At 41.3% G+C, this 23,447-nt stretch carries 14 protein-coding genes; 13 read left to right on the forward strand and 1 reads right to left on the reverse strand.

Annotated elements, in window-relative coordinates; genetic code table 11:
- The first annotated feature begins 493 nt into the window (after positions 1 to 493).
- Complete coding sequence (locus MSC25_RS17050; protein WP_248444018.1) at positions 494 to 760, forward strand: DksA/TraR family C4-type zinc finger protein; 267 nt, start codon at positions 494 to 496, stop codon at positions 758 to 760.
- Positions 761 to 797: 37 nt separating this feature from the next.
- Here the strand turns inward: MSC25_RS17050 and gloA are convergent, their stop codons facing one another.
- Positions 798 to 1,196: a lactoylglutathione lyase gene (gene gloA / locus MSC25_RS17055; RefSeq protein WP_004589277.1), complete on the reverse strand. Its 399-nt coding sequence runs from the start codon at positions 1,194 to 1,196 to the stop codon at positions 798 to 800.
- 939 nt (positions 1,197 to 2,135) lie between these two features.
- Here gloA and MSC25_RS17060 point away from each other — a divergent pair.
- From MSC25_RS17060 to MSC25_RS17115, 12 genes are all read left to right on the forward strand, one after another.
- The gene (locus MSC25_RS17060) at positions 2,136 to 3,014 is read left to right on the forward strand and encodes an NAD(P)-dependent oxidoreductase (protein WP_024034160.1); all 879 of its coding nucleotides are present in this window, start codon (positions 2,136 to 2,138) and stop codon (positions 3,012 to 3,014) included.
- Positions 3,015 to 3,160: 146 nt separating this feature from the next.
- Positions 3,161 to 5,419 (forward strand): chondroitinase-B domain-containing protein, encoded by a 2,259-nt coding sequence (locus MSC25_RS17065; RefSeq protein ID WP_248444019.1) that lies wholly within the window; start codon positions 3,161 to 3,163, stop codon positions 5,417 to 5,419.
- Between the two features lie 5 nt (positions 5,420 to 5,424).
- On the forward strand, positions 5,425 to 7,641 hold the full coding sequence (locus tag MSC25_RS17070; protein ID WP_248444063.1) for a heparinase II/III family protein: 2,217 nt from the start codon (positions 5,425 to 5,427) through the stop codon (positions 7,639 to 7,641).
- A 5-nt stretch (positions 7,642 to 7,646) separates the two neighbouring features.
- Entirely contained in the window at positions 7,647 to 7,991 is a 345-nt protein-coding gene (locus MSC25_RS17075; protein WP_004589273.1) for a cupin domain-containing protein, read from the forward strand.
- Between the two features lie 3 nt (positions 7,992 to 7,994).
- Positions 7,995 to 9,302 (forward strand): MFS transporter, encoded by a 1,308-nt coding sequence (locus MSC25_RS17080; RefSeq protein WP_055020381.1) that lies wholly within the window; start codon positions 7,995 to 7,997, stop codon positions 9,300 to 9,302.
- A 58-nt stretch (positions 9,303 to 9,360) separates the two neighbouring features.
- Positions 9,361 to 10,293 carry a sugar kinase gene (locus MSC25_RS17085; protein ID WP_248444020.1) on the forward strand — a complete coding sequence of 311 codons (933 nt, stop codon included), beginning with the start codon at positions 9,361 to 9,363 and terminating at the stop codon, positions 10,291 to 10,293.
- 64 nt (positions 10,294 to 10,357) lie between these two features.
- The gene (gene eda, locus MSC25_RS17090; protein WP_024034155.1) at positions 10,358 to 10,975 is read left to right on the forward strand and encodes a bifunctional 4-hydroxy-2-oxoglutarate aldolase/2-dehydro-3-deoxy-phosphogluconate aldolase; all 618 of its coding nucleotides are present in this window, start codon (positions 10,358 to 10,360) and stop codon (positions 10,973 to 10,975) included.
- A 13-nt stretch (positions 10,976 to 10,988) separates the two neighbouring features.
- Positions 10,989 to 12,071, forward strand: a complete 1,083-nt coding sequence (gene fbaA / locus MSC25_RS17095; protein WP_248444021.1) for a class II fructose-bisphosphate aldolase — start codon at positions 10,989 to 10,991, stop codon at positions 12,069 to 12,071.
- Positions 12,068 to 13,030, forward strand: a complete 963-nt coding sequence (locus tag MSC25_RS17100) for a class 1 fructose-bisphosphatase (RefSeq protein WP_029772406.1) — start codon at positions 12,068 to 12,070, stop codon at positions 13,028 to 13,030. The genes fbaA and MSC25_RS17100 overlap by 4 nt, the downstream gene beginning before the upstream one ends.
- Positions 13,031 to 13,555: 525 nt before the next feature.
- On the forward strand, positions 13,556 to 16,291 hold the full coding sequence (locus tag MSC25_RS17105; protein ID WP_248444065.1) for a poly(beta-D-mannuronate) lyase: 2,736 nt from the start codon (positions 13,556 to 13,558) through the stop codon (positions 16,289 to 16,291).
- 78 nt (positions 16,292 to 16,369) lie between these two features.
- The gene (locus MSC25_RS17110; protein ID WP_248444022.1) at positions 16,370 to 19,417 is read left to right on the forward strand and encodes a TonB-dependent receptor; all 3,048 of its coding nucleotides are present in this window, start codon (positions 16,370 to 16,372) and stop codon (positions 19,415 to 19,417) included.
- A gap of 600 nt (positions 19,418 to 20,017) precedes the next feature.
- Positions 20,018 to 22,975 carry a TonB-dependent receptor gene (locus MSC25_RS17115; protein WP_248444023.1) on the forward strand — a complete coding sequence of 986 codons (2,958 nt, stop codon included), beginning with the start codon at positions 20,018 to 20,020 and terminating at the stop codon, positions 22,973 to 22,975.
- The last annotated feature ends 472 nt before the right edge of the window (positions 22,976 to 23,447 follow it).

The following is a 23,447-nucleotide window of genomic DNA, read 5'->3' on the forward strand; positions in this document are numbered from 1 at the left end:
CCCCATCGTCTAGAGGCCTAGGACACCGCCCTTTCACGGCGGTAACAGGGGTTCGAATCCCCTTGGGGACGCCACTTGCTATTTATAGTAGGGTATAAAGCTATTACTTCCTCAGCGCTATCCAGCGCATTAATTTCTACCGTTTATCCGTTAAAATTTTAGTTTTACACTTTTAATTTTCTTCAATATCTAAAAACCAATCTGTTTAATTAATGATCACCTACGTATAACTTCTTAGGCTTTCAAGACCAATCCGCAATAATAATTATTCATTTACAGTGATAAATATTTTTGCTAGCTGCGTTAAAAATACATACTTATAACTGCATGTGTAGATAAAATGGATAGCACAACTAAATTACAAATTACTCTTAACCATATTTATTCATCCTTTAAATAGCTTACTCAATAAAGCCAATACAAAATATTCAGCATTTATAAAGCGCTGTGCTGCTAGCCTTTTAGTTTAATTTCTCATTATTAGGAGTTAATTATGGCAAGTGGTTGGGCGCGTGATGGCGCAATTCAAGATCAAATCGATGCAAGTGTTAATGACGCAGTGCAATATGCAAGGCAAAGTTTAATCTCAGGCGCGAGTGCTGAATTCTGTGATGAGTGTGATTGTGAAATACCACAGGCACGCAGGTTAGCGCTGCCAGGTGTTAGGCACTGTGTGGCGTGTCAAAGCGAGCTTGAGGCTAAAGGCAAAGGCGTTGCTGGCGTAAACCGCCGAGCAAGTAAAGATAGCCAACTAAGGTAAAGGTGCGACTAGGCACCTTTTTGATAAATTTTATTGCCTAGTGAGCTTTGTTTTTCTTTTTCTGAATAAGCTCAATTGAATAGCCATCAGGGTCTTTCACAAAAGCAATTTCTGTTGTGCCGCCTTTTACTGGCCCCGGTTCTCGACTGACGTTTCCACCAGCGGCCTTTATGTCGTCACATGCCTTGTATATATCGTCAAATTCAATAGCTATATGGCCATATGCATTACCAAGATCGTAGCTATTCTCATCCCAATTATAAGTAAGCTCTAACACAGTATTACTATCCTCTTCACCATACCCTACAAAAGCTAATGTATAACGATACTCTTCGTTGTCAGAACGGCGTAATTCTTTCATTCCTAAAATCTGTGTATAAAAAGAAAGTGACTTTTCTAAGTCGGCTACACGCAACATTGTGTGTAATAAACGCATTTAGGTTACCTCTGTGAGTTTAAATTTAAATAGGTGTGGAGCATAGCGTCTTTATGGGGTATCCATAACCGCATTGCAAAGGCCAGAGCCTGCCATATACCTAGGGGCTTATTTTACCTTAACTGTGAACAATAAGTTTATATTAACCAGCTATTTGCGCACTCATTGCGTCAAATTTACTTGCAATAAGCCTAGCTATTGCCGCGCAAGTGGCTTTGCCTTCACTGAAAACCTCGGCTTGTGAAATAAATTAAAATATCAGTACGATTTAATACGTAAGTAAACTTCTTAACCTGAGTTCGGGCAATTTAAGCTAAATGTGGGCAAGGCTAGGCATTTACAACCACGCATTGCCATAATATTAGCACACTAAATTAGTGGTATTACCAACAATGGGTTAGTGCACAATGTAATTATAGCCACGCTATTTATACGAGTTTATAAAGTTGTTGCACTTATTGGTCAACCTATTTTTTATTAAGCTCTAACCAAAGAAGGGAAAAGTGCGTTGAATTAATTTTATTTCCATACTACCTATAACTAATTGTTTATTATTGTTATTTTGTTAACTTGAAATGAATTGTAAATTACCTTGGTTTACAAAGTTAACTTATTGGTTGACAAGATTGGTGTATGGTAATACAGTTTTTACATACCAATTGGTAAGTTGCTTGGTTTTAGCTTCTCCAAGGTATTAATAAATAATCAAAGCAATGCTAAGCATAACGAAATAAATACGTAACCGGTCAACAATATACAGCGTGTAATCACTCTGTTTTTATTCGCTCAAATGGTAATAACGCGGCGGGTTATCTATTCAAACGAACATGCTCAGGGTTACTTTAGCAAATTGAATTAAACGACACAGCGTACCTATTTATGGGGTAAATCATTACTCGTACTCATAAAAGCACGCGCCATCATATTTAGGAGTTATTCATGTCTAAACCAGTAATCGGTTTTATCGGCCTTGGCTTAATGGGCGGCAATATGGCCGAAAACTTACAGAACAAAGGCTATGAGCTTATTGTTATGGATTTAAACAAAGATGCGGTTGCTGCATGCGTTAGCAGAGGCGCAAAAACAGCAAGCACTGCAAAAGAGCTTGCACAAGGTGCAGACATAATTATGTTTTGTTTAACAACATCAGCAGTTGTTGAAAAAATTGTCTACGCAGAAGATGGCATTTTAGCGGGTATTAAAGAAGGCGCGGTATTAATTGATTTTGGTACATCAATTCCTTCGTCTACTAAAAAAATTGGTGCTGATCTAGCCGCTAAAGGCGCAGGCATGATTGACGCACCACTAGGGCGTACTCCAGCCCATGCTAAAGACGGCCTATTAAATATTATGGCAGCGGGCGATATTGACACCTTCAATAAAGTTAAACCTGTACTTGAAGATCAAGGCGAAAACGTATTTCACCTAGGTGAGCTAGGCGCAGGGCATACAACTAAGTTAATCAATAATTTTATGGGTATGACCACAGTATGTGCTATGTCACAAGCGTTTGCTGTAGCAGACAAAGCCGGTGTAGACCGCCAGCAACTATTTGACATTATGTCGACAGGGCCTTCTAGCTCTCCATTTATGCAATTTTGTAAAAACTACGCGGTAGACAATGTAAGCGACCTTGGTTTTTCAATTGCCAATGCAAACAAAGATTTAGGCTACTTCCTACAAATGGTTTCAGACCTTGGGACTGAATCAAAAATTGCTGAAGGGTCATCTGCTAACTTACAAGCGGCATTTGATGCAGGTATGGGGCAAGGCAACGTACCAGAAATTTTTGATTACTTTAAAACTCTAGAAAAGTAATACCGACAACATTGGGTGCTTTAACGTAGTTAAAGCACCAAAACACACACAACATCAATTGGCTAGATTTAACCTGCTTTGTGCAATGAGTGCAGCATTACTATTGATAAGGCATTACTTCCGGTCACACTGAAAAAGAGTTATCTATGCGTTTAATTAATATAATAAAGCTTAGCCTAGTTCTTATTGGGTGCACATCCACACAATTGGCAGCCAAAGATTATTTTGTAGACACTAAACAAGCTTTTCAAGAGATCTCTGACAAACTCGTTGCCGGCGATAAAGTAACTCTCAAAGACGGAACGTGGTCTAATTTCGAAATTTTATTACAAGGCCAAGGAACCAAAAACGCCCCTATAAAGCTTACAGCGCAAACCAAGGGTAACGTTATTTTATCAGGGCAATCTAATTTAAGACTGGCGGGTTCATATTTAGAAGTGTCAGGGCTTGTATTTAAAAATGGTTATACGCCTAGCTCAGCCGTTATTGAATTTCGTAAAAATAAAGATGAGCTTGCTACTCACTCCCGCGTAACACAAGTTGTTATCGATAACTACAATAACCCCGATAAACGAGAATCAGACTATTGGGTGGCTCTATATGGTAAACACAATCGTTTTGATCACAGCCACTTAGTAGGTAAACGTAACAAAGGCGTTACGGTTGCAGTAAGGCTTAATAGTGAGCAAAGCCAACAAAACCACCATCAAATTGATCATAATTTCTTTGGTTATCGTCCTACTTTTGGATCTAACGGCGGTGAAACACTGCGCATTGGTACTAGCCACTATTCATTAAGTGATTCATTTACCGTAGTTGAAAACAACTACTTTGAACGTACTAACGGCGAAGTAGAAATAATCTCGGTTAAATCAGGGAAAAACCAAATCCGCAATAATGTGTTTTTTGAATCTCGCGGCACACTAACGTTGCGCCATGGTAATGGCAATATTATTCAAGAGAACGTTTTTTTTGGTAACGGTGTAGATCACACAGGTGGTATTCGCATCATTAATAAAAACCAAACAGTAAAAAATAACTACTTAGAAGGTTTAACAGGCTACCGCTTTGGCAGTGGTTTTACGGTTATGAACGGCGTACCTAACTCACCAATAAATCGCTACCATCAGGTAGAAAACGCGACAATTGAAAACAATACCTATGTAAATGTGCGTCATATACAACTTGGCGCAGGTAGCGATAGCGAGCGTAGCGCTGCGCCAATTAATAGCGTAATGAAAAATAACCTTATTATTAATCAAAATGGCGAGCAGCCCTTTACAACCTTTGATGATGTAAGCGGTATTAAATTTAGTGAAAATGTAGCTAATACCCAGGTATTAAAAGAGTTAAATTACGGTGTTAAACAGCAAAATGTAACACTAACCAGAGCTAGTAACGGTTTACTGTATCCTGAATCAAGCAAAATTAGTGCAGGTGCTAAACGCGGTTTAAAGGTGCTAAAAAAGGCCGATACCGGCGTTAGCTGGTATCCAAAAACAGAGCAAGTTGTGGCATTTGATACGGGTGAAACTCACCAGGTTAAAGCAACTGCAGATGCCTTACTTAACGCAATCAATGCAGCCCAAACGGGTGATGTATTAGAGCTTGCAGATGGTCAATACGATGTATCTAAACTCGTTAAAATAACAAAAGTGCTTACCCTCAAGGCTAAACATACTGGTAAAGCTAAGCTGACCTACCAACGCTCCACCTTATTCGAAATTCATGATGGCGGTAGCTTAAAGCTAGATGGTTTAGTTATCTCGGGTGAAAACGCACCTGATGCCATTAATAATAGTGTGGTACGTACTAAAAAGTGGGGCATGGTTGATAACTACCGCTTTGAAATATACAACTCACAATTAACTAATCTTAATATTAATCACTCATTTCACTTTTTTGTAACGGGTAAAGGGGCTATGGCAGATGAAATCACGTTAGTAAATAATACCTTTAAAAATGTAACTGGCGATATTTTACGTCTTGATACCGAAATAGAAGACTTAGGTATTTATAACGCAGAGTATGTAACACTTAAAAGCAATACCTTTAATGAGGTAGCCGGTGGCGTCGTTAAGTTATACCGAGGTGGAAGTGATGAAAGCACCTTTGGTCCGCATTTATTAATGACCAATAACACCCTAACTAAAGTAGGTTTAGGTAAGCGCAACAAGGCGCAAGCGAGTGTGTATGCGCACGGTGTACAAGTCACAAATATTGCAAGCAACGTATTTGAAAAATCGGCACCGATTAAAATTGAGCACACGGTTGGTGAGCCAATAACAGCCATTACAGATAACACCTTTGATGCAACTCAAGCGCCAAGCGTAAAAGAGTTACGTGTAGCGGGCCCGCACACGGCAACGATTAAAAATAACAACGTTTTAAATAAGGTGAACTAACAATGATGAATTTAACCCAAAATAAGTCATTATTTAAAACGCTGGGTGTTACTGTAAGTGCCTTAGTTTTATCGATAAACGCCTACGCAGCGCATCCAAATTTGGTAATAACCAATGATGATGTAAAGCAAATGCGCCAAGCAATTAGCAACAATGAACAGGGTAAGTTTGCCACCGCATTTGCAGCGCTTAAAGCACAAGTAGATGAGCAAATTAAAAGCCCTATAACAGTGCCTGTACCAAAAGACGGTGGGGGAGGGTATACCCACGAACGACACAAAAAAAATTATCAGCTTATGTATAACGCCGGTGTTATTTATCAGCTAAGCCAAGATGATAAATACGCTCATTACGTACGTGATATGTTGCTTGAGTATGCCAAATTATACCCAACACTTGATGTACACCCTAAGCGCAAAGTTAAGTCGCAAAACCCAGGTAAACTATTTTGGCAAAGCCTTAATGAGGCCATGTGGCTTGTTTATACCATTCAAGCATACGATTTAGTGCATGATGCGTTAAGCGCCGCTAATATTAAAACCATTGAAAATGACTTACTGCGTCCAGTATCGTTATTTTTATCACAAGGCCAGCCATCAACCTTTAACAAGGTACATAACCATGGTACGTGGGCTACAGCCGGTGTAGGCATGGCAGGGTATGTGTTAGATGAATCTGAGTGGGTCGAAAAGTCTCTTTACGATTTAGATAAATCGGGCGAGGGTGGCTTTATTAAGCAGCTAGACATGCTGTTTTCGCCACAAGGCTATTACAACGAAGGTCCTTATTATCAACGCTTTGCACTACTTCCGTTTGTTACCTTTGCTAAAGCAATTGAAAACAACGAACCGCAGCGAGACATTTTTGAATATCGCGATGGCATATTACTTAAAGCCATTGATACCACTATTCAGCTAAGCTATAACGGTTTGTTTTTCCCGATAAACGATGCAATTAAAAGTAAAGGTATAGACACAATAGAGCTGGTACACGGTGTAACAGCCGCTTATGGTTTAACACACGATACTGGTTACTTAGATATAGCTAAAAAGCAAAATCAAATAATACTCTCTGGCGATGGCCTAAAAGTGGCTCAAGCACTGGATAAAAATAAGCAAACCCCTTATGTATTTAAATCGGTAGCGTTTGGCGATGGTAACGATGGCGAGCAAGGGGCGTTGGTAGTAATGCGTACGCAAACTGGCGGCGACCAAGCACTTTTATTTAAACCTGCTGCACAGGGTTTAGGGCATGGACATTTTGATAAATTAACATGGCAGTTTTACGATCATGGCAATGAAATTGTATCTGATTATGGCGCTGCACGTTTTTTAAATGTTGAGGCTAAATACGGCGGTCGTTACCTACCAGAAAACGAAACTTACGCAAAACATACCGTGGCACACAATACGGTTGTGATTGATGAAACCTCGCATTTTAATGCAAATGTTAAAGTGGGTAATAACAATCATCCTACGCTTAATTTCTTTGAAACAAACCAATACGGAACGGTGTCAAGTGGGCAAATAAGCACCGCTTACAAAGGTGTTGAGCTTGAACGCACCTTAGCATTAATTAATTTACCTATGCTTGAAAGCACGCTTGCAGTTGATATTTTTAATGTGACTGCAGATTCCTCCCATAAAATTGATTTACCACTGCATTACAAAGGCCAATTAATTGATACCAGCTTTGAGTTACTTGGTAACACCAAAAGCTTAGCTGCGCTGGGTGATAAAAATGGCTATCAACATTTATGGTTAAAAGCACAAGCGCAACCAGATGAAGGCCTAGCAAAGGTAACGTGGTTAAACGACAACGGCCGTTTTTATACACAAACTAGCCTAGTAAAAGGGGATGAGTCTTTCTTATTTACGCAAATAGGGGCAAACGATCCACACTTTAACCTTCGTAACGAAAATGGCTACATTCGCCGTGTAGAAGGTAAAAAACAGCATAAATTTATTTCAGTACTTGAGCCTCACGGTGAATACAACCCAAGTAAAGAATATACCCTAGAGGCTGTTAGCCGTGTATCGTCACTTAAGTATGACGCGCAAGAGCACTTAGACCTAATTGAAGTTAAAGTAAAAAATAATACCTATTTGGTTGCTATCAACAAAGCCGATAAAGCAGCTAAACACACATTCACATATCAAAATAAAGCATTCACCTTAAATGGCCGCCTTGGCGTTTATGCGATGAAGAATAATCAGGAGTAAACAGGATGCAAAAGCAAAGTGCACACTTTTCATTTGGTAACGAAACCGAGATTGAAGATTTAGGTAATGGCTTAAAACGCCAAATGCTTGGCTATAACGAAGAGCTAATGGCCGTGAAAATTTGGTTCTCAGAAGGGGCAATTGGTTATAACCATGCACACAGGCACTCGCAAGTAACGTATGTGGTTGAGGGTGAGTTTCACTTTAACATTGATGGCGTAACTAAAATCTTAAAAGCGGGTGATAGCTGTTTTATTCCTCCTTTTGCTGATCACGGTGCAACGTGCCCAACTGGCGGTATACTGATTGATACCTTTAGCCCAGCTCGCGAAGACTTTCTTGAGGAATAACCTATGAAAATTCAAGGCTTACGCTGGTGGGTTATAGTGCTAATTGCACTTGCTACCATTATTAACTACATCGACCGTCAAGCGCTTAGCGTTTTATGGCCAGACATTGTGGAAGAAATGTTCCCTGATGAATCTGCTTTAGAGCGTAAACAAATTTACGCTAATATTTCTATAGTATTCGTATTTGCTTATGCATTTGGCCAAGCTATTTTTGGCAAAATTTTTGACTGGGTTGGCACGCGTTTAGGTTTTGTGCTTTCAATTGGTGTGTGGTCATTAGCCACTGTTGCCCATGCTTTTGCACAAGGGGTGCTTAGCTTAAGTATTTTCCGTGCAATTTTAGGTGTAGCCGAAGCTGGTAACTGGCCCGGTGCAGCTAAAGGTAATGCCGAGTGGTTCCCAACTAAAGAGCGTGCTTTAGCGCAAGGTATATTTAATTCTGGCGCAGCCATTGGTGGCATTATTGCTATCCCGCTTATTGCTTATTTAACCGTGTATTTTAGCTGGCAAATGGTGTTTGTATTTGTTGGTGCCTTAGGTTTTTTATGGTTAGTTCCTTGGATTATATTGGTAAAAGCGCCTCCAGGCTCTCACCCTTGGATAAGTGAAGAAGAGCGTGAGTACATTCTTACCGGACAAAGACGCGTTGATGATAACGGCGATGTAACAAGCGATGACGAAGAAGAATATAACCCGTCTACAGGCGAGTTACTCTCTCGTAAGCAAAGCTGGGGCGTAATTATAGCCTCTGCAGCTATCGACCCTATTTGGTGGTTATTTGTTTTTTGGATACCAATTTACTTAAACGAAGTGTATGGCATGGATGTTAAATCGATTGGTATTTATGGCTGGGTTCCGTATGTAGGCGCTATGTTTGGTGCTTGGTTTGGTGGCTTACTTGCCCAAAACCGCCTTAAAGCAGGCTGGAATACCGATAAAACGCGTAAGCTGACCATCACATTAGGGTGTCTAATTATGTTGCCGGCGCTGCTTGCAATGGCAAACCCAGGCGAGCCGGTAATTGCGGTACTTATTATGGCTGTTATTTTATTTGGTTTTCAAACCGCCATTGGTAACGTGCAAACCTTACCAAGCGACTTACTGGGTAAAAAAGCGGTAGGTACGTTGTCGGGCTTCTCTGGCATGGCCGCTAAATTAGGTGCTGTAGGCCTTACGTCATTGGTACCTATTTTAACAGCGGATGGTAATTATACACCGGCGTTTGTGATAGGCGCGTCTTTAGCAATTATTGCAATGGCAGCTGTATGGATCTTAATTCCAAAAATTGAACCATTGAAAAAGCCTAACTAATTTGTTGGCAATGGCTGTGTTTCTCACAGCCATTTACTACCTAAGGTAAGTGATAATAATGAAAAATATTTACTTTATTGGCGAGTGCATGATTGAGTTAAGAGCGACTGTTCCCTCTACATTGCATCAGTCATTTGCAGGTGACGTATACAATTCGGCTGTTTACTTAAAGCGTTGTTTCCCACAAATCACCACCTCAGTTATTACCGCTTTAGGGGAAGATAACTTAAGTAAAAAAATGCGTGAGCGTTTTGCAAGTGAGCAATTAAATACAGACTATGTATTTGCTCATAGCAGTAAAGTCCCAGGTATGTATTACATAGAAACGGACGAGCTAGGCGAGCGCAGTTTTATTTATTGGCGTGATGATTCAGCAGCCAAAAAGGTGGTTGAATTTATCAGCCCTGAGCTCGTTAAGCAGCTGTCATCGGGTGATATGTTTTTCTTTTCGGGTATTTCTTTAGCCGTAATAGAAGAGCAAGCAAGAGCGCAGTTTTGGGACATAGTAAAGCAACTTAAAGCCGCGGGTGTAAAAATAGTATTTGACCCAAATTACCGTGCGCGACTTTGGGATAACGTTGAGCAAACTAAAGCGCAATACCATAGTGCATTTAGCCTAGCCGATATTACGTTACCCGGCGTTGAAGACTTAGAAACGCTTTACAACGTGCAAAGTGTAGAAGCGGTAATTGATTATTTGGCTCCGTACAACATTAACGAAATTATAGTAAAAAACGGCCCCGATTCAGTCATTACAAAAGAGGCTAATACAGTGCAAAGCCACAGTATTACGCCGGTTAAAAACGTTGTTGATACAACCTCCGCAGGCGATGCCTTTAACGGCGTGTATTTAGGAGCGCGCTTAGATGGGCGCCCAATTAGCGAAGCGGTTAAGCTGGGCGCGCAGGCTGCCGGCGCTGTTATTCAGCAACCCGGTGCTATTGCACCAAAAGATGTTTTTCAACAAGCCATGGCCAAATCAGGTCTCTAACTGGCTAATTTACTCAATTTATAACACTAAGTAGCACGATTACTTAAAATAAGGGAAATAACGCATGACTCGCTTTTCTGAACTAATGGCAGGGCAAACTCTGCTACCTATAATTCAAGCAGACACGCCAGAGCAAGGTGTAAACATTGCTAAAGCAATGGCAGAGGCAGGCCTAACTTTGGTAGAAGTTGTTCTTAGAACAGATGCATCAATTGATGCGCTTAAAGCCATTAAAGAACAGGTTCCACAGCTAAAAGTGGGCGCAGGCACCGTTATTAACGAAACAATTTTAAAGCAAGCGCTAGAAGCAGGCTCAGATTTTATAGTTACTCCCGCTGTATCGCCTACACTATTAAGTGAGCTGGTTAAGTGTAACGTGCCAGTATTGCCAGGTGTATCAAATACCGGCGATATATTAATGGCACTTGAGTATGGTTTTGAAGAGCAAAAACTCTTTCCTGCTTCACTTGCTGGTGGTGCGCCGTTTGTCTCTGCTGTCTCATCTGTATTTCGTGCAGTGAGCTTTTGCCCGACCGGCGGTGTAAGCGAAAAAAATAAAATGGATTACTTGTCGTTAAACAATGTATTTGCAGTAGGCGGTACCTGGGTTGCTAAAAAAGAATGGGTAACGCAGGGTAATTGGCAAGCCATTACAGACTCTTGTATCGAGGCTTTAAAATAGCAAGGAGCAAAAAATGAATTATTTAGCCCCAACCATTGCACCAGGCGTTGTTGTTGGCGATGAAGTAAGCGAAGTGTATAAACATGCACGAATGCATCAGTATGCATTGCCTGCTGTAAACGTGGTGAGCACATCGTCAATTAATGCCACCTTAGAGGCCGCAAAAAAAATGAAGTCGCCGGTCATTATTCAACTCTCTAATGGGGGAGCGCAGTTTTTTTGTGGTAAAGGTTTAGCACTAGAGGGCCAGCAATCTGCCGTTGTTGGGGCAATAAGTGCTGCACAGTATGTGCATAATGTGGCGAAGCACTATGGCGTTGCTGTCATGCTGCACACAGATCACGCAGCAAAAAAACTACTGCCCTGGATTGATGGTTTATTAGATGAAGGCGAAAAGTATTTTGCGCAAACAGGTAAGCCGCTTTTTTCATCGCACATGATTGACCTGTCAGAAGAGCCACTGGAAGAAAATATAGAAATTTGTGAGCGTTATTTAGCGCGCATGGCAAAAATAGGCATGACACTTGAAATAGAGCTCGGGTGTACCGGCGGAGAAGAAGACGGGGTTGATAACTCGCACCTCGACAGCTCTGCGCTTTACACTCAACCAGAAGATGTAGCCTACGCCTATGAGCGACTTAGTAAAATAAGCCCTAATTTTATCATTGCTGCTTCGTTTGGTAACGTTCACGGCGTATACAAGCCTGGCAATGTGGTATTAACACCTACCATATTACGCGACTCGCAAGCCTATGTAGCTGAAAAATTTAATTTAGAGCATAACGCTATTAATTTTGTATTTCACGGTGGGAGTGGCTCTGAGCACAGTAAAATTGCTGAGTCGCTAACCTACGGGGTGGTAAAAATGAACATTGATACCGACACCCAATGGGCGAGTTGGAACGGGGTATTAAACTACTACCAAGAAAAACAAGACTACTTGCAAGGCCAAATTGGTAACCCTGATGGCGAAGATAAACCCAATAAAAAATACTATGATCCACGTGTGTGGTTACGTCAGTCGGAGCAGCATATGGTGGCTCGCCTGATCCAATGTTTTGACGACCTTAATTGTGTGAACAGGTATAGCGCATGAAAAGACTGAATAAAGTATTAAAGCAAGATGGGGTTGAAACCGACCTTATTATGTTAATTCGCACGCTATTAGCAACCACAAAAGAAATAGCGTTTAGAGTAAGCCAAGGTGAGCTTGCGGGTGTTTTAGGCTCTACCCTTAACGAAAATATCCAGGGCGAGGTGCAAAAAAAGTTAGATGTCATTGCCAATCAACTGTTAAAAGATACCTTAATTGATGATGATCTTGTAAAAACAGTGGCATCTGAAGAAGAAGATAATGCAGTAGGCGCCCACCCTGATGGTAAATATATTGTGGCATTTGATCCCCTTGATGGGTCATCAAACATTGATGTTAACGGGCAAATAGGCACTATTTTTACCATTTACCCAGCAAAAGCAGATGTGCCCTACGATAGTGATGAGCAATTTAATCAACCCGGTACTAACCAGGTTTGTGCAGGCTACGTGCTGTATGGGCCATCGTCGTTACTAGTAATGAGTACAGGTGGGCCAACCCGCTGTTATACACACGATTTAACCCACGGTGGCTTTTTGCTTACAAAACCAGAGCTTGCAGTACCGAGTAAAAGCCGTGAGTTCTCGGTTAATATGGCAAATTACCGATACTGGGATGAAGCAACACAAGTTTACTTTGATAAATTACTGTATACATCAGAAGAATTTGCTAAAAGCTCAATTCGCTATAATGCAGCCATGGTTGGTGATGTGCACCGAATTTTATGCCGTGGCGGGGTATTTATGTACCCGCAAGATACGCGCGCGGGTAATGAAAACGGTAAAATACGCTTACTTTACGAAGCTAACCCGCTGGCAATGCTCACTGAAAACGCAGGCGGTATAGCCACCTCTAAAGGCATGCGTATTTTAGATATTCAGCCCGATGAGCTGCATCAGCGTGTGCCTGTTATTTTAGGCTCTAGTGAACCTGTGACTTACTTTAATTCTACGGTTTATTAAACCTGACTAAGGCCTCAGTACTAAAGGGCGGTTATTGTGCTCTTACGCCTTTTAAATAAAACGTAAGCCACTGCTGACTAATAGTGAGTTAAACGCAGTGGCTACGTTATTTTATATACACATCAAAAATTCATACCTATAGGCTATTACAGCTAAAGCTTTACGCCTGTGCTTTCCACCCCTCCATTATTTATGTGCTTATCGCGCTACGTACTAATACAGAGCAACTCTTTCGGTAAAACCAATTGTTCATAAAGGTTGCTTGTTTATCTATTCGTGAAATTAATATTGGTAATAACGCTGCGTTATTAGGTGTAGACGTAAGTTAACTTTCAGTTAATAAAATATGATGAATTTTGAACGAATATAGTGGTAAAAGTGTTTTTATTATGCTTATATTACCAAGTTGGTTAACAATGAAGCGTAAAAATAAAATAATTTGGTAATAACACACTGGGTATTTGGTAAATCACACATAACACCTGCTAAATACTAAACCACACAATTAAGGAGAATAGAGCCATGATGAAATTAAAACATTTTGCATTATGTGCTGTTGCAGCTGCCATTATAGGTTGTGACACGGATTCAAATAATAATAACAACACATTGGGCTCTATTGCTCTATCAGGCACAGCGTTAACAGGCGAAACATTGTCGACCAGCGTAAATGATGCCGATGGTATTTCTGGCGAAGTAAGCTACTACTGGTACGCCGACGGACAAGTTATAAGTGGCGCTAATGACGCAACTTTTACATTAACAGATGAGCAAATTGGTTTTGCAATTACAGCACAAGCACTTTATACAGATGACAGCGGTGTTAATGAGTCACATTTAAGTGAGCCCACCGATGAAGTGTCAGCTATTCCTTTTGCGGCCACGGTAGAAATTAACGGTGATGCAATTATAGGTAATGAACTAAGTGCTAATGTAGCGGATGAAAATGGTTTTGATCCGGCGCTTGTAGCATATACATGGTTTGCAGATGATGTTGAAATTGCCGATGAAACCTTAGCAACCTTCACTATTACCGAATCGCAACTAGGTAAAGTTATAACTGTAAATGCAGCATTTGAAGATAACAGAGGCTTTGCAGAGTCAGCTACATCAACTGCCACAGCGCCAGTAGAGCGTGCAAATTCAGAAGGGTCGGTGGCGATTATTGGCACACCTACGGTGGGTAATACACTTACAGCCGAAATAACAGATGAAGATGGCGCAAGCGGCACAATTACTTACCAGTGGTTTGCTGATGAGGTTGCAATTAGTGGTGCTACGCAAAGCACTTACGTTGTAGATGAGTCATTATTAGGGCAATTTATTACCGTGCAGGTTACCTACACGGACGATCACGGTTTTACCGAAGACAACCTTTCTGAGGCAACCATTGCTGTTTCTGCAGAGGCTGTAGATGAAGCGGGTAGTATCACCATCTCAGGGGCTACGCCTTATTTAGTGACTAGCGAATTAACCGCTGAAATTAGCGATAACAATGGGGTAGATGAGCAAAACGTTACCTACACTTGGCTTGCTGATGGCGTAGCAATTGCCGATACCAACAGCAAAACATTTACGCCAACTAATCAAGCTGGCGCGATTATATCGGTCACTGCGAGTTATACCGATAACGATGGCTTTTCAAGCACAATTACGGGCGCCGCCGATACAGTAGTGTACACGCAAGTGATAAGCGATGCGGATGCGCTATTAGGTGCTATTAATGCAGGGCTTGGTGATGGCGATGTGCTTGGTTTAAATACCGGTGTATATGCCGATCTTGATGCCATTATGCTAACCAGCGCAGCAACACTTAAAGCTGTTGAAGGACAAAGCCCGGTAATTAGTGGCGAGCTTTGTATTCATGTAGCCAGTGGGGTTGATGGCGCGGGTATTGAAGGCCTTACATTTAAAAATATTGATACTAAATCGGGTGGCTTTTGTGAAACCGAAGAAGATGCCGTTATTTATTCTGAGGGTGACAACTTCACATTTACACAAAATACTATCGATGGTGAAGCAGAGACGTTAAATAATTCTACCTACCATTGGTTAATGCTTAAAGGCGACGCCGCAATGGTTGAGCGTAATACCTTTGCCAACCGCGATAAAGCAGAAAATGGTTCGGTGATAAAAATGTCTTCATCGAGCACTAACCACGTTATTCAATATAACCTTTTCACAGGTACCAGCAGCAACCCAAATTTTGGTAACTCTAGCCTGCACTTAATTAACGCAGGTAGTACAACAGGTACAGGCTCTGCTGATGATGCAAACTTTACTATTCAATATAACCGAGTAGAAAACTTTGTTACAGGCCGACGTTTAATGCGCGTACAAACCTCTGGCGCGACGATTAAAGGCAATACCATTTTAAATCCTAATGGCGGTATTTCGCTTGAAGATGGTGGATTTAATACGGTATCAGACAACATTATTATTCGTACCACTGATATTGCAAGTTCAAGCGATCGTCCTGCCGGCGTGCTAGTTACGCCTTTAGGCCACACTGTAAGCAATAACTACATCGCTGGTATTCGTTCTGGTAATAAAGAAGCCGGTGGTATTGTATTTACCGCTAACCCATTTTCACAAGCTGATGGCGGGGTGCCAAATGGAGGTAACCAAGCTGTGCTTGATGGCGCAGGCGACTTTACCCTTAATGTGACAAACAATACGGTACTTAATTCACAGCAACCATTTGTATTTAGTACAGAAATAGGTTCAAAGGCACCTGTTGGAGATTGTGATGAGCTTACCGCAGAAAATGCCCCTGTACTGTATGGTTTAACTAAAAATGCATTTGAAATTAACTTCAACGGTAATTTAAATGCTAATGGGGTGGGCGATCAAACTGATGAAGACACCATTGAAAGCAGCGCGCTTGTTTATGGTTTCTTTTACCCTAACGAGCTGTCGAGCGATCACTCTTTTGAATACGACTGTGACCTAATTAACCATACTGAATCACTGTTCTCTAACAGCTTTGGCTTTAGTGACAGTTATGAGTCGGGCGATGCGAGCGACCTTTGGGTTGATATTAGAAACGTAAATGGCAATGGTGAATACGACACCGATGGCGCTATTGACCAAAACCCAGAAGCAAATGGTAAAGAAATCCCAGAGTTTGTCACTGCTACAAGTACGCTGCTTGAGACTGACTCAAATGGAGCACAAGCCTTAGCAGGTGCAAGAAACTTATACTACATCCAAAGCACTGATGTAGGTGCAGGCTCTACATGGGTGGCACAAGATGAATAAGCCCACACTGCACATTATTAATATTTATAAAAATAGCAAACTACGCACAACACACACAATGATAAAGGAGAACGCGGCATGTCGTTAAAAATGGATCGAAGACGTCAACATTCTACAAACAGCTCTGTTTGTAATCATTTTGCACTTTCACCTGCTGCTAAGTTAATTAGAGCAAGTTTACTTGCAGGTATGGCAGGTTCATTGTCATTTAATGCTTTTGCTCAGCAAGAAGCCCAAGAAAAAGTGACTGAAGTAGAGCAAGATGTAGAAATCATCAGCGTTACAGGTACTCGTAGAACCATACAAGATCAAATTGCAATTAAGCGTGAGGCAACAACAGTTGTCGATGGTTTATCTGCAGAAGATATTGGTGATTTACCCGCGCTGTCAATTGGTGAAGCGCTTGAGTCGATTACCGGTGCCGCATCTCATCGTGAAAACGGGGGCGCTACCGAAATCACCATTCGTGGTTTAGGCCCATTTTTAAGCGCAACCCATATTAATGGCCGTGAAGCTACCAATGGTAGTGGTGACCGCTCGGTTAACTTTTCACAGTTTCCATCAGAGCTTGTAAAAAAGGTCGCTATTTACAAAACCCAAGATGCTTCAATGATTGAAGGTGGCGTAGCTGGTGTGATTGCACTTGAAACGATTGCCCCGCTAGATTACGGCAAGCAACGCGTACAAGGCGAAGTAAAACTAAATTACAATCCAGATGAAAGTAATGTAGAAAACTCACTGCAAAGTGATACAGGCTATCGTGGTACGTTTAGTTATGTTGACCAATTTGAGTTTGCCGATGGCCAAGCGGTGGGGGTGTCTTTTGGTGTGCAGCGCCAAGATATTAGCCAACCAGAGGCCGAATACAGAAGCTCAAGCCCATCGGGCTCTTCACTTTGGGCATGTTTAAATGACCCAACTAATACGAATGAAGGCTTTTACAGAAGCAGCGCAGGTGATTGTGAAGACCAAGTAAGTGGCAGTAACAATCAAGGTTATCAAACAAACATCGACCCAGAAACAGGCAAAGCCGAAAGCGATGGCACTCCATACGCATGGACAGGCAGTAGCCGCAGCTATCGTCAAAATGAAACCTCAGATGAGCGTGATGCAGTATTTATTGCAATGCAATACCAGCCGTCGTCTGAGTGGGATGTTAACTTTGATGCACAAATCTCTGACAGAACACAAAGAGAAGCACGCCACGATTTAATTTTTTTACAAAAACGCGCAACACCTGGTTTAACAGGCCCAACGCTTGTTACTAACGATGTAGGCGGAATTTTACATTGGGAAGGTGAAGAACGTATTGAATCGGCGGGCGAGCAATTCTCACGTGAAGAAAACTACCAAGGTTATGGTATTAATATTGAGCACACGGTAACCGACCGCCTTACTGTAAATCTTGATTTAGCGTATTCAAAAACTGAGCGTGAAGAGCTACAAATTTCTAACCGTGGTAGAACCGCAGACCGTAATTTGTTTAGCTGGGATATGGGCGATGAAATTCCTCACTTCACGTTAACTGACTTTGATGTAACTGATATTTCTAACTTTACAGATAGCTTACGTACACGTTTAGACCGTGAAAACGTTCGTGAAAACGTAGTTAAATCGGCGCGTATTGATTTTGACTACGCGTTAGAGGGCGATATATTTACCAGTATTGAAGGGGGTATTAGAGCCTCAGAACTAAGCTTTATACAGTTTGGTGGTAGCCAAGGTAATGGGTCTCGTACTGAGTACACGATAGGCGATGACTCAGCATTGGAGATACTTCAAGGCTGTCAAATTGACTTCCCAGAATCTGATTTTTTATCTAGCGTATCGGATGGCAACTTAGTAACAAATGTAGATAGTAGCGGTAATGTAATAAGCTCTGGGACAGGTTCTTCGTGGGCGACCTACGATAACGTGTGTTTCTCTCAAGCCGTAGCGGCTACAGACGCTGACTATACAGGTGAATTTGGTTACCCTGATGTTGAGTACGAAAATGCCGGTACCATAGATGTTACTGAAAAAACCACCTCAGTGTACTTAATGGCAAACTACGACACTGAAGTATTTGGTAAGTTTATTCGTGGTAACTTCGGCCTGCGTATTGTTGATACTGATGTAACCTCAGTAGGCTTTAGAACAAATTACACTGTAGATGTAGATGAAACTACAGGCGCTGTAACCCTCGATGTAGGGGATTCACTAGAAAGAACCGAAAGCGGCGGTGGTTATACTAAATACTTACCAAGCTTTAACTTAGTAGTTGATTACAGTGAAGACATTTTACTGCGCGCGGGTATTTACCGTGGTATGTCACGTGCTGACCCATCTGATTTAGGCTATGATCGCGACTTTGTAACAGACGATCAATCTGTTGCGCTATCGCTTTCTGACTTATTAACCGTAGATGGTTCAGGTAACCCTGATACTCAACCATTAATGTCATGGAACTACGACTTAGCCTTTGAATGGTACCCTAATGAAGATTCTATTTTAGCGCTAAGCCTATACTACAAACAGTTCCAAGGTGGCTTCCAGCAACAAACTGTGATTGAAGACTATGTGGTTGGCGGTGAAACGGTATCACTACCAGTGACAAATTCGGTAACAACCGATAATGATAGCGATATACTGGGTTTAGAAGCATCGTTCTCGTACCGTTGGGATAATGGTATTGGTGTCAAATTTGGCTATAACTTTGCAGATACTGACTTTGAGTTTGAAGATAGCTTATATGGCGATACATACGTTACCGACCTAGATGGCAATACTACCCAATTAACTGCCGGTATTATTGAACCTGGCTCGGTGCCGGGCTTCTCAGAGCATGTATTTAGCAGCCAACTGTATTACCAAATTGGTGACTTTGATACGGCCATTATTTATAAATACCGTAGTGAATACTTCCAACCATATACCAGTAATGGTACCCGCTTACGTTATGTTGATGCCGTAGGTGTATGGGAAATGCGTGCATCGTATAAAATTAACGAGCACTTTAGAGTTAAAGCTGAAGCCATTAACTTGTTTAGCGCACCTAAGTCACAAGACTTCTTTGTGGAAGATAACCTAGGTGAAGTAAACGATTACGGCCCACGTTTATTCTTAGGAATGAGCTTTAAGCTATAACACAAAACCAGTGATCCCCACTTTAAAGCCCAATTAGCGTATGCCGCTAATTGGGTTTTTTTGTATGTGTGTGGGCTATTAACCCTAAGCTTTTTGAATCGCGACGTACTCTCTTAACTAAATTTTGGCTAAACCTTTTTACCTAAAGCGCAGCATTACTAAACTCAGTGTTAGTAACGCTGCGTTATTGGCAGCGAATTAGTTAGCCAAAGGTCTACTATCTTTATCTTGGTTGACCAATTAATTCGGTAAAAGCGGCCAAATATAAAAATAACGCGGTATATATAAAAAAAATATATCAGGCAGGTTGAGGGGGTTTTAATCTTTTTTTGTGTGTTATTTAACCTTAATTGAGATTTAAAAGCACATTAAATACAAGTGGTTATATTATGGTCAGTAATAAAAGTGTTTTTGTCATGCCGAATTGGCTTTTATTGGTAATGACTGTTTTTGCTTTTTTTACAAAAAATGGTTTACCAATAGGTTGACCTTTGGTGCTTTTGCTGTAAATATTAAGTTAACCATTTAGATAAATGGTAAGGCGTTTAATAAAAAATATATAGCGAGTTACACATAGCACTGACACACACAGGAAAAACTATGAATCACAAGTTATCAAAAATTACGCTAGCAGTTATATCTGCCACAGCATTAAACCTTTCTTTGTCCACACACGCACAGGAAGCCAAGCCAATTGCAGAAGATGATGTAGAGATCATCGAAGTATCTGGCATTCGTCAATCACTTACTAATGCACTTGCTGAAAAACGCTCTGCAGATAGCCTAGTTGAAATTATTCAGTCAGAAGATATTGGTAAATTACCCGATCAAAACCTCGCTGAAGTATTAGAAAACGTAACGGGTATTCAAATTACACGCCAAGCGGGTGTAGGCACAGGTGTACAAATTCGTGGTACCGATGCTAACCGTACCGAAATTAACGGTGTATCAACGGTGGGCTCAGGCTCTGGTCGAAGTGGTATTAGCTTTGAAGATGTATCAGCGTCAATTATTTCAAGCTTAGAGGTAATAAAGTCGCCTGAAGCGAAAACAATAGAGGGCTCTGTAGGCGGTACTATTAACCTTAAAACGATTCGCCCACTGCATTTAGGTGAGCAGCTAGCCACTATTAGAGTGCAAGGTGAGCACAGTAGCTTAAGCACTGATAGCGGTTTGCAACCACGTTTTTCGGGAACTTTTGCTGATAACTGGGAAGGTGATTACGGTAAATTTGGTGTGTTAGTGAGCGGCAGCTACGCAGAGCAAGATGTAACGGCGTTTCGCCCACGTGCAGATAGAGATAACATTATCACTGCAGATAGCGGCGTAGCCAGCGCTCAGTCTTTTGACTTTTTACCGATTCAATTTTTTGTACAAGATTACGATAACTACGAATACGAAACTAAAAACTTTGTAGGTACCATTGAATGGGCGCCTAACGACAACACAAAGTTTTATTTTGATGCTGTGGTTAATGATCAAGAACGTCGCCAAGAAAGCTCTCGTGTACAGGCTTCTGGTGTAAGTGCGCTTAATGATATTTCGGTTCCTGATGAATTTGAAACCGTAAACTTAGGCTCACTTGGTGGTACCAACCTTGGGTCTATTCAAGCGGCCTTACGCGGTGTCATTCCGGTTAATTTAGAAAACGATGATGACGATCCTAACCTTCGTTTTTCAAGTGATACAAACTCGCGTGTTACCGACAGTAATATTTTTAGACTCGGTGGCGAATGGCAAGGCGATAAGTGGTTTGTTAGTGCTGAAATTGCATCATCATCTTCAGATACAACTACGCCTAGCTTTAATACAACGCTTAACTTTATTAACCCTAATGTGCCATTAGATGCTGGTGGCGGTAATGATAATAGTGTGCCGTTTGAGTATGACTTATCTGGTGGCGCATTGGCATTTGGTATTGCAGAGGGGGCAGAGTACGCGCCAACGGTTGAACAACTACTAGACCCTGCAAATGTAGTGCTACGTGATGTAAATATTGGTCAAGATACCGTTGAAAACTCTGAAGATGCGTTTCGTATTGATTCAACCTATTACACAGACTCAATTGTAACCTCTATTGATTTTGGTTACCGCTACAGTAAATCACAAAGCAAACAAAACGAAATTACATCAAGCATTGGTTTAAGAACCATGGCTGATAGCCCAACAGGTGATTTATTTGCCGACTTATTAGTGGCAGGCCCAGATAACTTTAACGAAGCTGATGGCCGCTCGTTATACATAGGCGACTTTTTACTTATTGATCCAGAGCTTGTGGCGTCAGACTCTGATGCGGTACTTGCCACATTACAAGCAGCGATGACTGCGCATGGTTCAAGCAAAACATTAAATGCACCTACTTCAAGTTCTGCAGGTTTTTTTGATATAGAAGAAATCACCCATGCGCTATATGCACAAGCTAACTTTGAGTACGAAATGGTACGCGGTAATATTGGTGTGCGTTACATTCAAACAGACGTAGAGTCTACCGGTAACTCGGTTACTCAAGATGGTAGTGGTAATGAACTGGTAACGCGTATTACCAATGAATCAGACTATGACTTTATTTTACCTCGTTTAAACCTGGTGGCTGATGTATCAGAAGATGTACTTGTACGCTTTGGTGTTGGTAAAGATATTCGTCGCCCTGATTATAACGACTTATCAACGTCTATTACTTACAGCACAAGTCCAAATGACGAAGTTGAATTTGGTAACCCAGCACTGAAACCTGAAGAAGTACTGTCTTACGATTTATCGGCAGAGTGGTATTTTGCAGAGGCAAGTGTATTTAGCGTAGGTATTTTTCATAAAACACGTAAAGACTTACACGTAAATCAGTTAACCTCGCCAGTTGAAGACCCTGTAACAGGGTATCGCGACTTAACAGACCCATGTGAAGGTGGCGGTATATTTAACCCCATTGCAGATATAAATGTATTTGGCCCTGAGAATGGCCGTGGCGTATGTGTTGGCACAGAAACAAAAGTAAACGATAGTGGTGAAACTACCCAAAAAGGGATTGAGTTTGCCTTTCAATATGACCTATCAGGCTTTGAAAAAGACCTAGGGTGGGCATCTGGCTTTGGTGTATTAGCTAACTATACAATTCAAGAGTTCTCAGGTGGTGAAACCGAAAATTCAGCAACCTCAAGAGCAAGTAATGTATTTGCAGCAACCACCGGTACGCCAGGTATTGAAGTAAGTGAAATTCAAGGCTTACTTAACCTTTCTGAAAACGCGTATAACTTTACGCTGTACTACGAAAAATTTGGCCTATCAGCACGTATGCGTTACACGTGGCGTGAAGGGTATCGTTCAAATGACTTTGGTAGTACGTCTAGCTTCCCTTGGGGTTTCCCAGTGGTACAAGAAGACCGTGGCCAGCTTAATGCAAGTATTAGTTACGATGTGAACGAGCAACTTAATATTGGCTTAGAGGCAGTAAATATTACTGAATCTGAAATTAGCCAATCATGTGTAAACGAAAGCGCACTATTGTGTTTCCAAGGTTTAACTGACCGTCGTATTACACTGGGTGCAAGTTACCGTTTTTAAAAAGTATGTTGAGAGTGTGTAGCCTTTGAACGGGCACTAAAAAGCAAGCCACATGGCTTGCTTTTTTTTACCTAAAATTAGCCGCAGTTAGGTGGTTAATAATGGGCCGTGGTTCTTTGTGTTGGGGGGAAAAATGCACCTGTTTGCAAAAAATAAAGTGTGTGTTGTATTACTTGTTGGTTGTAGCGCATTCCCGTGTGGCTTACATCAAGGGTAATAAAATCACGCATATTAGTAGGGCGTGTTGGTATTTGATGGTTGAATTTGCAGCAGTGTGTTTGGTTTTTAGGCAAGGCAGAGCCTGTGAAGTGTGGTTATTCCCCATAAATAGGCGATAACGCTGCATAAATGCCAAACATGCGCTGCCCTTTGGGTTCTGCCTAGGGGCGATAAACTCTTTGTTGCCTACATGGATGTAGGTAAGGGGCGTGAGCAGGGCGCGGAAGCTTTACTTGGTTTTTACTTATTCTTA

Source organism: Pseudoalteromonas sp. 1CM17D (genome assembly GCF_023161805.1).
Taxonomy (GTDB): Bacteria; Pseudomonadota; Gammaproteobacteria; order Enterobacterales; family Alteromonadaceae; genus Pseudoalteromonas; species Pseudoalteromonas atlantica.

Excerpts from the sequence above, each read along its gene's own strand:
- eda (WP_024034155.1), top strand. The coding sequence starts at position 10,358 with ATGACTCGCTTTTCTGAACTAATGGCAGGGCAAACTCTGCTACCTATA.
- MSC25_RS17065 (WP_248444019.1), top strand. The coding sequence starts at position 3,161 with ATGCGTTTAATTAATATAATAAAGCTTAGCCTAGTTCTTATTGGGTGC.
- gloA (WP_004589277.1), bottom strand. The coding sequence starts at position 1,196 with ATGCGTTTATTACACACAATGTTGCGTGTAGCCGACTTAGAAAAGTCA.
- MSC25_RS17115 (WP_248444023.1), top strand. The coding sequence starts at position 20,018 with ATGAATCACAAGTTATCAAAAATTACGCTAGCAGTTATATCTGCCACA.
- MSC25_RS17060 (WP_024034160.1), top strand. The coding sequence starts at position 2,136 with ATGTCTAAACCAGTAATCGGTTTTATCGGCCTTGGCTTAATGGGCGGC.
- MSC25_RS17085 (WP_248444020.1), top strand. The coding sequence starts at position 9,361 with ATGAAAAATATTTACTTTATTGGCGAGTGCATGATTGAGTTAAGAGCG.
- MSC25_RS17075 (WP_004589273.1), top strand. The coding sequence starts at position 7,647 with ATGCAAAAGCAAAGTGCACACTTTTCATTTGGTAACGAAACCGAGATT.
- MSC25_RS17110 (WP_248444022.1), top strand. The coding sequence starts at position 16,370 with ATGTCGTTAAAAATGGATCGAAGACGTCAACATTCTACAAACAGCTCT.
- MSC25_RS17050 (WP_248444018.1), top strand. The coding sequence starts at position 494 with ATGGCAAGTGGTTGGGCGCGTGATGGCGCAATTCAAGATCAAATCGAT.
- MSC25_RS17080 (WP_055020381.1), top strand. The coding sequence starts at position 7,995 with ATGAAAATTCAAGGCTTACGCTGGTGGGTTATAGTGCTAATTGCACTT.
- MSC25_RS17070 (WP_248444063.1), top strand. The coding sequence starts at position 5,425 with ATGAATTTAACCCAAAATAAGTCATTATTTAAAACGCTGGGTGTTACT.
- MSC25_RS17105 (WP_248444065.1), top strand. The coding sequence starts at position 13,556 with ATGAAATTAAAACATTTTGCATTATGTGCTGTTGCAGCTGCCATTATA.
- fbaA (WP_248444021.1), top strand. The coding sequence starts at position 10,989 with ATGAATTATTTAGCCCCAACCATTGCACCAGGCGTTGTTGTTGGCGAT.
- MSC25_RS17100 (WP_029772406.1), top strand. The coding sequence starts at position 12,068 with ATGAAAAGACTGAATAAAGTATTAAAGCAAGATGGGGTTGAAACCGAC.